Genomic DNA, 9,408 nt, shown 5'->3' with positions numbered 1-9,408 from the left:
ACGGCCTCTAACTGGTCGGTCGGGCGCGCAACCCGAAGGATGGCCCCCGCCAAACTCATTTCGTGAAATACGCCTGCAAGGGCCGCACGCCCAAGGTTTCGCCGCGCAAGGCTTCAATGGCTCGCACGGCGGCGCGGGCTCCCGCGACCGTGGTCATATAGGCGATCCCGGCGGTCAGCGCGGTGCGGCGCAGGGAGAAGCTGTCGGCAATGGCGACCTTGCCTTCGGCGGTATTGATGACCAGTTGGATTTCGCCCGAGCGCATCAGGTCGGTAATATCCGGGCGGCCTTCCGTAACCTTATTCACGATCTGCACGTCAAGCCCATTGTCCTTCAGGTAAGCGCCCGTGCCGCGCGTGGCGACAATGCGGAAGCCGAGGCCGGTGAGGGAGCGGGCGAGCGGCACCATCGCCCCCTTATCGCTTTCCTTCACCGAGATAAAGCAGGCCCCGGCGATGGGTAAATGCACCCCAGCGGCGGCCTGGGCTTTGGCGAAGGCGCGGCCAAAGTCCATATCGAGCCCATGACCTCGCCGGTCGATTTCATTTCCGGCCCGAGGATGGTGTCGACGCCGGGGAAGCGGTTGAACGGGAAGACGGCTTCCTTCACCGCCACATGCTGCCCGTGGGCGGGCGGTGGCGGGAAGCTGGCGAGCGCTTCGCCCGCCATAATCCGCGCGGCCATTTTCGCAATCGGGCGACCCGTGGCTTTGGCGACGAAGGGCACCGTGCGGCTGGCGCGCGGGTTCACTTCGAGGATGTAGACCGTGTTTTCCTTCACGGCGAACTGCACGTTCATCAGCCCGATCACCTTCAGCGCGCGGGCGAGCTGCACGGTTTGCGCGTGGATTTCATCGATGATCGCCGGGGTCAGCGAATAGGGCGGCAGGGCACAGGCGCTATCGCCCGAATGGATGCCCGCCTCTTCGATATGCTCCATGATCCCGGCAACCAGCACGTCTTTGCCGTCCGAGACCGCATCGACATCGACCTCGATAGCGTCGCGCAAGTAGCTGTCGATCAGCACCGGCGTTGTGCCCGAAACCTGCACGGCGGTGGTGACGTAACGGCGCAGCCCTTCGACATCATGGACGATTTCCATCGCCCGCCCGCCGAGCACGTAGGAGGGGCGGAGGACGACCGGATAGCCGACCTGTTCGGCGACTTTTTCAGCCTCCTCCGCCGAGCGCGCGGTGCCGTTCTTCGGTTGGCGCAGACCGAGCTTTTGCAGCAGCACTTGGAAGCGCTCGCGGTCTTCAGCCAGATCAATGGCGTCGGGCGAGGTGCCGAGGATGGGAATCCCGGCGGCCTCTAGCGCGGCGGCCAGCTTCAGCGGCGTTTGCCCGCCGAACTGCACAATCGCCCCCAGCAGCGTGCCCTTGCTCTGCTCGCGCCGGGCAATGGCAATCACGTCTTCGCCGGTCAGCGGTTCGAAATAGAGCCGGTCCGAGGTGTCGTAATCGGTCGAAACCGTTTCCGGGTTGCAGTTGACCATAATGGTCTCGAACCCGGCATCTTTCAGCGCGTAGGCGGCATGGACACAGCAATAGTCGAACTCGATCCCCTGGCCAATGCGGTTCGGGCCGCCGCCGAGGATCATCACCTTTTTGGCAGCGGTCGGATCGGATTCGCATTCGGCGGGTTCGACGCCGTTGCCCTCATAGGTCGAATACATATAGGGCGTGTCCGAGGCAAACTCGCCCGCGCAGGTATCGATGCGCTTGAACACCGGCTGCACGCCCAAAGCGGCGCGGTGGGCGGACACGTCAGCTTCATTTTGGCCGGTGAGCTTGGCAAGGCGCGCGTCGGAGAAGCCGAGGGCTTTCAACCGATGTAGGCCCCGGCGGTCGCGCGGCAGGCCGTTGGCCTTAATCGCGGCTTCTTCGGTCAGCAGATCGGCGATTTGGCGCAGGAACCACGGGTCGACCTTGGTTGCGGTATGGACCTCCTCAACGCTCATGCCGGAGCGCAAGGCTTGGCCGATGATGCGTAAGCGGTCCGGGGTCGGCGTCGAGAGGGCGGCGCGCATCGAGCCTTCCACGGCGATCTCATCAAGACCCGATAGGCCGGTTTCGAGACCGCGCAGGGCTTTCTGGAAGCTTTCGGCGAAGGTGCGGCCAATCGCCATAACTTCCCCGACCGACTTCATCGAGGTGGTCAGGGTGGTGCTGGCACCGGGGAATTTTTCAAACGTGAAGCGCGGAATTTTGGTGACGACATAGTCAATCGTCGGCTCGAAGCTGGCCGGAGTGACTTTGGTGATGTCGTTCTTCAACTCGTCCAGCGTATAGCCCACGGCGAGCTTGGCCGCGATCTTGGCAATCGGGAAACCGGTTGCTTTGGAGGCCAGCGCCGAGGAGCGGCTGACGCGCGGGTTCATTTCGATGACGACCATGCGCCCGTCTGCTGGGTTCACGGCGAACTGCACGTTCGAGCCGCCGGTATCGACGCCGATTTCGCGCAAGACCGCAATCGAGGCGTCGCGCATGATCTGATATTCTTTATCGGTCAAGGTGAGCGCCGGGGCGACCGTGATGCTGTCGCCGGTATGCACGCCCATCGGATCGATGTTTTCGATAGAGCAGATGATGATGCAATTGTCGGCGCGGTCGCGCACGACTTCCATCTCATATTCCTTCCACCCCAGCACCGATTCTTCGACCAGCACCGAGCCCACCGGCGACAGCTTGATCCCGCCGGCGACGATGCTTTCGAACTCTTCCATATTATAGGCAATGCCGCCGCCCTGGCCGCCCAGCGTAAAGGACGGGCGAATGATGGCGGGCAGGCCGACGTGCGCCACAGCAGCGCGGCCTTCGTCCAGCGACTGCACCAGATGGCTTTTCGGGCTCTCAAGGCCGATTTTTTCCATCGCCTCGCGGAACAACTGCCGGTCTTCGGCCTTTTCGATGGCGTCGCGCTTCGCGCCGATCAGTTCCACGCCGTATTTTTCCAGCGTGCCGTTGGCGTCGAGCGCCAGGGCGCAGTTCAGCGCCGTCTGCCCGCCCATCGTCGGCAATAGGGCGTCGGGCCGCTCGGCTTCAATGACGCGCGCGACGAAATCCGGCGTGATCGGCTCGATATAGGTGGCGTCGGCCAAATCCGGGTCGGTCATGATCGTCGCCGGATTGGAGTTAACGAGAATGACCCGATAGCCTTCCGCCCGTAAGGCTTTTACGGCCTGCGCGCCGGAGTAATCGAACTCGCAGGCTTGGCCGATCACAATCGGCCCCGCGCCGATGATGAGGATGGAGGAAATATCGGTACGTTTCGGCATGGGAATTCTCAGTCTTTCAGCGGCGGGCGGGCGGCAGGGGAGGAAGGCGGCGCGCTTAGCGCTTGCTCGCCTCGATCAAGGTGGCGAAACGCTCGAACAGATAGTGGCTGTCCGACGGGCCGGGGCTGGCTTCCGGGTGGTATTGCACGGAGAAGACCGGGCGGTCTTTCAGGCGGAAGCCCTCATTGCTGCCGTCGAACAGCGAGACATGGGTGACAATTGAGCCTTCCGGCAAGCTTTCCGGCAGCACGACGAAGCCGTGGTTCTGGCTGGTAATTTCCACCTTACCCGTTTCGAGATCCTTCACCGGATGGTTCGCGCCGCGATGGCCGAGGGGCATTTTCTCGGTCTTACCGCCGAGCGCCAGCGCCAGCAACTGATGCCCAAGGCAAATGCCGAAAATCGGCAGGTCTTTGGCGAGCAGCCCTTGAATGGTCGGCACGGCATAGACGCCCGTAGCCGCCGGATCGCCGGGGCCGTTGGAGAGGAAGACGCCGTCCGGGTTCAGGGCGAGGATTTCCTCAGCCGTGGCCGAGGCGGGGACGACCGTCACCCGCGCGCCGGTCGCGGCGAGGCAGCGCAGAATATTCTGCTTCGCGCCGTAATCGATGGCGACGACGTGATGGTCCGGGCTGTCCTGCTCGCCATAGCCCGCGCCGAGGGTCCAGGTCGATTGCGTCCAGCGGTAGCTTTGCCGGGTGGTCACGTCTTTGGCGAGGTCCATGCCTTCGAGGCCGGGCCAGGCTTTCGCTTCCTCGGTGGCGGCGGCGATATCGCGTCGGTGATGCCCGCCGGATTATGGACGATCACGCCGGTCGGCGCGCCCGTATCGCGGATCAACCGGGTCAGGCGGCGCGTGTCGATCCCGGCGAGGCCGATCAGGTTCCAATTCTTCAACCAAGCATCGAAATTCTGCACCGAGCGCCAGTTGGACGGCTCGGTCACGTCGGTTTTGACGATCAAACCGCGCGCGGCGGGCGTCTTGGTTTCAATGTCTTCAGGATTGGTGCCGGTATTGCCGATATGCGGGAAGGTGAAGGTGATGATCTGCCCGGCGTAGGACGGGTCGGTCATGATTTCCTGATAGCCCGTCAGCGACGTATTGAAGCAGACTTCGCCAACCGATCGCCCCGATGCCCCAAAGCCACGCCCCCATAGAACAGTGCCATCTTGCAGCACGAGTGCGCCGGTCGGGGTGGGGGCGGCGTCGGTCATTCTGTACCTCTTCAAAGTATGCGGGCGGGCAAATTGCGGAGCCTATACGGGAGCCGCACCCAGGGGTCAACCCCGCGCAGCCATTCTTCCGAGCATGGCCGCCCTCCGATAGCGCAAATCCGATGATAGCAGATCGGACAGATTGCTCCCCGAGCAGTGATATGGTATTTCGAAGGTCTGAGGACAGAAAAAACCCGCTCTCTTCCTCAACCTCCGTCTAGAAAATTTTGGATAAATCTCGATGATTACCGAAGATACTCAAAAAAATTGGGAAGAATTTGGAAAAAATAATCCTTACTACGGTGTTAATACTGCGGAAATCTACCGGGGGTCCGAACTGGATGCCGAGAAGAAGCGGCGCTTCTTTGCCCAAGGCATCGCCCATATCACATCGCTAATGCAGGGGCCGATTGCGGCGCGGCACGCAGGGCGTTTCGGCACGGCAGTTGATTTCGGTGTCGGCGTCGGCCGTCTTGCCATTCCGCTGAGCGCCTATGCCGATCAAGTTTGGGGCGTCGATATCGCCCAATCGATGCTGGACCGCGCTGCGCGTCACGCCGAAGAGGCAGGGGTGACGCCGCTCAAACTCTGCCGGTCGGTGCAGGAGGTGCCCCAGGGCGTCGATTTCGTCCATTCCTATATCGTCATCCAGCATATCCCCGTGGAAGTTGGCGAGCAGATCATCATCGGGCTTTACGACAAGCTGAAGCCGGGCGGTATCGGCGCGCTGCATGTGCCGATTGCCGATTCGCGCGCGCCGTTGAAGCGCTATGCGGCGCTGGCGCAGAAGTACATCACGCCGCTCCGCTATCTCTTCAATCTGCTGCGCGGTGCCCCCCTGAGCGACCCGGTCATGCAGATGAATATCTACGATCTGAACCGATTGAGCGGGCTGCTGCTGAAGCGTGGTGCGGTGAATTTGCAGTTGGTGCAAACGCCCTCGGCCTGGGAAGGCGTCTATCTGATCTTCACCAAGGGCGCGGGGGCCGATGCCGGGAAATGGTGGACGCCGGAGGCGGAGGGCAAGGCCTAGTTTCGGAAGCTGACATAGCCTATTGTCTTGTCCCTTCGTTTTGGACTGACCCGGTTTCGGGTCTTGAGGAGTAAAGACAATGAGCAGCCTGCGCGCCGCGATTACCGATGCCTATAAAACCGCCATGCGGGAGCGCGATCAGGCCAGCGTCGGGGCCATCCGCATGATCCAAGCCGCGTTGAAAGATAAGGACATCGCCTCGCGCCCCAGCGGGGTCGATACCATCCCCGACGAAGCCATTCTGTCGATGCTGCAAACCATGATTAAGCAGCGCCGCGAATCGATCACGATGTACGAGCAAGGTGGCCGCGCCGAGTTGGCGGAAAAGGAAGCTGCGGAAATCGCCGTCATCGAACGCTTCCTGCCGCAAGCCATGAGCGCTGAGGAAGCGGATGCCGCGATTGCCGCCGTCATTGCCGATCTTGGCGCGAGCGGCATTAAGGATATGGGCCGGGTGATGAACGAGCTGAAAGCCCGTTTCGCCGGGGCTATGGATTTCCAGGCCGCCAGTGCCCAGGTTAAGGCTAAGCTTACCGCTTAACCATAAGGGGCAATCATGGCTTTCCCGCCCCAATTTCTGGATGATCTTCGCGCCCGCGTCCCGACCTCCTCGGTGGTTGGGCGGAAGGTGAAGCTTACCCGGAAAGGGCGGGAGTTTTCCGGCCTCTGCCCGTTCCACAGCGAAAAATCACCCAGCTTTTTCGTCAATGACGATAAGGGCTTCTACCATTGCTTTGGCTGCGGCGCGCATGGCGACATCGTCTCCTTCGTGATGCAGACCGACGGGTTGGGGTTTGCCGAAACCGTCGAACGGCTCGCGGGCGAAGCGGGATCGAGGTTCCCCGCGATACGCCGACCGACCGGCGCACCGTTGAGCGGCGGCAAACGCTGGAAGCGGCGATGGAAGCCGCCTGTCTTTATTTCGAGCAAAGCCTGCGAGGGCCTTCGGGCACCGGCGCGCGCGACTATCTCACCCGGCGCGGCGTGCGCGAGGAGGATATCGGCAAGTTCCGCGTCGGCTGGTCGCCCGATCAGCGCGACGGCTTGAAGGTAGCGCTGAAAATCCAGGGGTTTGACGAGGGGCTGCTGGTGGAAGCCGGGCTGCTGATCCGCGTTGAAGAAAAACCCGATCCCTATGATCGGTTCCGGGGCCGCGTGATGTTTCCGATCTGCGATAAGCGCGGGCGGGTGATCGCCTTCGGCGGGCGCATTTTGGGCGATGGGCAGCCGAAATACCTCAATAGCCCGGAAACGCCGCTCTTCCATAAGGCCGCAGCCTCTATGCCCTGCATCTCGCCCGCCCCGCAGCGGCCAAGAAGCAGGAAGTGATCCTTGCCGAAGGCTATATGGACGTGATCGCCCTGCACCGCGCCGGGTTCGATACGGCGGTTGCGCCCCTGGGCACCGCCTTTACCGAAGAGCAGATGGAAGAACTGTGGCGGCTCGCGCCCGAGCCCGTACTGTGTCTTGACGGCGATGCAGCGGGGCAGAAGGCGATGATGCGCGCGGCGTTGCGGGCGCTACCGCAGCTTAAAGCGGGCCGCTCGTTGCGCTTTGCCACGCTGCCCGAGGGGCTCGATCCCGATGATCTGCTGGGCCGCCCCGGCGGTCCCGCCCGGCTGCGCGAAGCGCTGACGGCGCGCGCCCGCTGGTCGAAGCGCTGTGGGACGGGGTGAAGCTTGGGCGCGTGCTGGATACGCCGGAGCGCAAAGCCGATTTCTCCCGCGAACTCCACACCCAGATCGCGACCATCGCCGATGCCGACGTGCGGCGGCTGTATCAGGCCGATATCGACCAACGGATTACGGTGCTGTTTGGCGTGGCCCCTGCGCCGGAGCCGGTGGTGCAAGTCACCGCCGTCCCGTATCAAACCCGGCCCAAGTTTCAGCCCGGCAAACGGGGGCGCTGGCAAGAGCCGGACCTGTTCCTAAAGCAAGGCCCCCGTGCAACCCCGGCAACGGTGGGCAGCATCGCCGAGCGGATGCACGCTTACGAGTTGCTCGCGACCTTCCTTAACCATCCGTTTTTATTCGATGAATGGCACGAAGCCCTGGCCGAGATCAGCTTTGCCGATGCGGGCCTTGACTTGCTAAGGCAGGAAATCGTAAATCTTACGGCTACCCGTCCCGGCCTTGACGCCGATGCCCTGCAATCCCATGTCGCGGAAAGCGAGCACGCTTTTATGCTGTCGCAAGTGATGCAGCAAGACGTTGCCGGAACGTTTCCCTTCACGCGGCGTGAAGCGTTTCCCCGAGATGTGCGCGCCAGGGTCGCCGAAATTTTCGGCAGACTGTCGGATCGCCGTGTTGTGGAAGATCGGAAAAATCTGATGGCGGTGACGCTGTCGGAAGAAACCCCGGAAGCGTGGCTGCGCTTTAAGGCGCTCTTCGCCGATAAGGCGAAAAGCCACGCGGAGCCCGACGAGGACGGGATGGAGCAGGCGAGCGAGGCGCGCGCGGGGATCAACCCTGTCGCACCGTCGTAACGCGGATGGGATAGAAGAAGCGCCCGGCATGTTTCTGGCATGCTCTCGGGCAGAATGGTTTTAAGCGACGGTTTGGTTTGGCGAGGGTCAAGAATGGCGCAGAAGGCAGCGAATACCGCAGAAGAGCAAACCCCGCAGGAAGAAGCACTCGAAAGTCCATTGGTCGATACCGTCGCCGCCGCCGTCAAAAAACTGACGGCCAAAGGCAAAGAGCGCGGTTACGTAACCTATGACGAATTGAATGCTGCCCTGCCGCAGGATCAGGTGTCTTCGGAACAGATCGAAGATACCCTGGCGATGCTCTCGGAGTTGGGCATCAACATCGTCGAAGGCGATGAAGCCGAGGAGACGGAAGCCGAAGCGGACGCCGACGGCGACGCGCGCGGTAATGTCGACGAGGATGAAGTCGGCCGCACGGACGATCCCGTCCGCATGTATTTGCGCGAAATGGGCTCGGTGGAGCTGCTGTCGCGCGAAGGCGAAATCGCCATTGCCAAGCGGATCGAAGCCGGCCGCGAGGCGATGATTTCTGGCCTGTGCGAAAGCCCGCTGACCCAGCGCGCAATTGTGGCCTGGCGTCAGGCGCTTATCGACGGGCGCATGCTGCTGCGCGATATCATCGATCTCGAAGCCTCCTACGGCAATGGTGCTCCTGCGGAAGATGAAGATCTGCCGCCGGAACTGCTGGTCGCCGCTGCGGAAGGGGCCGAGGCCCCGGAAGAAGTGGAAGAGGCTGAAGAGGGCGATCCCGCTGCGCCCGGTGCGGAAGGCGAAGGCGAGGGCGAAAGCGACGAGCCCGGCGTATCGCTGTCGGCGATGGAAGCCGAGTTGCTGCCGCAATATGTCGAAAAATTCGATCAAATCGCCGAAGCGCAGATCAAGCTTGCCAAGCTGCAAGATAAGCGCGTGGCTTCGCTGCTCAAAGGCGAGCCGCTGACGCCCGCCAATGAGAAGAAGTACGAAAAAGCCCGCAGTGATCTGGTCGATATCACCAAGACGGTGCGCCTGCACCCGCTGCGCATCGAACAATTGGTGGAGCAGCATAATCTTCTGGCCCGCAAGCTGTTGCAGCTCGACGGCAAAATGCTGCGTATGGCCGAATCGACCAAGGTTCCGCGCGCCGACTTCCTCACCGCCTATATGGGCAATGAGCTGGTGCCGAACTGGCTGGAAACGGTGCGCATCCGCAGCCTGAAATGGACGCGCTTCTACGAAAAGCACGCCGAAGACGCGCGTAAGGTTCGCGAAGATACCGCCGCTTTTGCCGCTGAAGTGACGCTGCCCATCGGCGAATTCCGCGCGATGGTTCAGAAGATCCAAAAGGGCGAACGGGAAGCCAGCCGCGCTAAGAAAGAAATGGTCGAAGCGAACCTGCGCCTCGTCATTTCGATTGCCAAGA

The 9,408-nt window shown here is 62.1% G+C and carries 6 protein-coding genes and 3 pseudogenes; 7 read left to right on the top strand and 2 right to left on the bottom strand.

What is annotated here, in order from left to right; translation table 11 throughout:
- Nucleotides 1-55 precede the first annotated feature (55 nt).
- Nucleotides 56-3,276, bottom strand: a pseudogene (gene carB, locus VZ95_RS08975) (carbamoyl-phosphate synthase large subunit).
- 55 nt (nucleotides 3,277-3,331) lie between these two features.
- Nucleotides 3,332-4,491, bottom strand: a pseudogene (gene carA, locus VZ95_RS08970) (glutamine-hydrolyzing carbamoyl-phosphate synthase small subunit).
- A gap of 241 nt (nucleotides 4,492-4,732) precedes the next feature.
- On the opposite strand from carA, the gene VZ95_RS08965 reads away from it, so the two are divergent.
- The 7 genes and pseudogenes from VZ95_RS08965 to VZ95_RS08935 all read left to right on the top strand — a co-directional run.
- On the top strand, nucleotides 4,733-5,524 hold the full coding sequence (locus VZ95_RS08965) for a class I SAM-dependent methyltransferase (RefSeq protein ID WP_045775549.1): 792 nt from the start codon (nucleotides 4,733-4,735) through the stop codon (nucleotides 5,522-5,524).
- A 79-nt stretch (nucleotides 5,525-5,603) separates the two neighbouring features.
- Complete coding sequence (locus VZ95_RS08960) at nucleotides 5,604-6,065, top strand: GatB/YqeY domain-containing protein (RefSeq protein ID WP_045775548.1); 462 nt, start codon at nucleotides 5,604-5,606, stop codon at nucleotides 6,063-6,065.
- Between the two features lie 15 nt (nucleotides 6,066-6,080).
- Nucleotides 6,081-6,350: pseudogene (locus VZ95_RS29235) on the top strand (CHC2 zinc finger domain-containing protein); the annotation flags it as partial.
- 74 nt (nucleotides 6,351-6,424) lie between these two features.
- Nucleotides 6,425-6,853, top strand: a complete 429-nt coding sequence (locus VZ95_RS26880) for a hypothetical protein (protein WP_052711626.1) — start codon at nucleotides 6,425-6,427, stop codon at nucleotides 6,851-6,853.
- On the top strand, nucleotides 6,850-7,200 hold the full coding sequence (locus tag VZ95_RS08945) for a toprim domain-containing protein (protein WP_045775546.1): 351 nt from the start codon (nucleotides 6,850-6,852) through the stop codon (nucleotides 7,198-7,200). Before VZ95_RS26880 ends, VZ95_RS08945 begins: the two co-directional genes overlap by 4 nt.
- A complete protein-coding gene (locus tag VZ95_RS08940) occupies nucleotides 7,197-8,009 on the top strand; it encodes a hypothetical protein (RefSeq protein WP_045775545.1) in 813 nt (270 codons plus the stop codon). Before VZ95_RS08945 ends, VZ95_RS08940 begins: the two co-directional genes overlap by 4 nt.
- 93 nt (nucleotides 8,010-8,102) lie before the next feature.
- Nucleotides 8,103-9,408, top strand: a 1,306-nt coding sequence (locus VZ95_RS08935) for an RNA polymerase sigma factor region1.1 domain-containing protein (RefSeq protein ID WP_045775544.1), incomplete at its 3' end; no start/stop codon positions are given.

Source organism: Elstera litoralis (assembly GCF_000963705.1).
Classification (GTDB): Bacteria; Pseudomonadota; Alphaproteobacteria; order Elsterales; family Elsteraceae; genus Elstera; species Elstera litoralis.
Note: the sequence above shows the minus strand (reverse complement) of the source record. Positions and strands in the feature narration are given on the sequence as shown.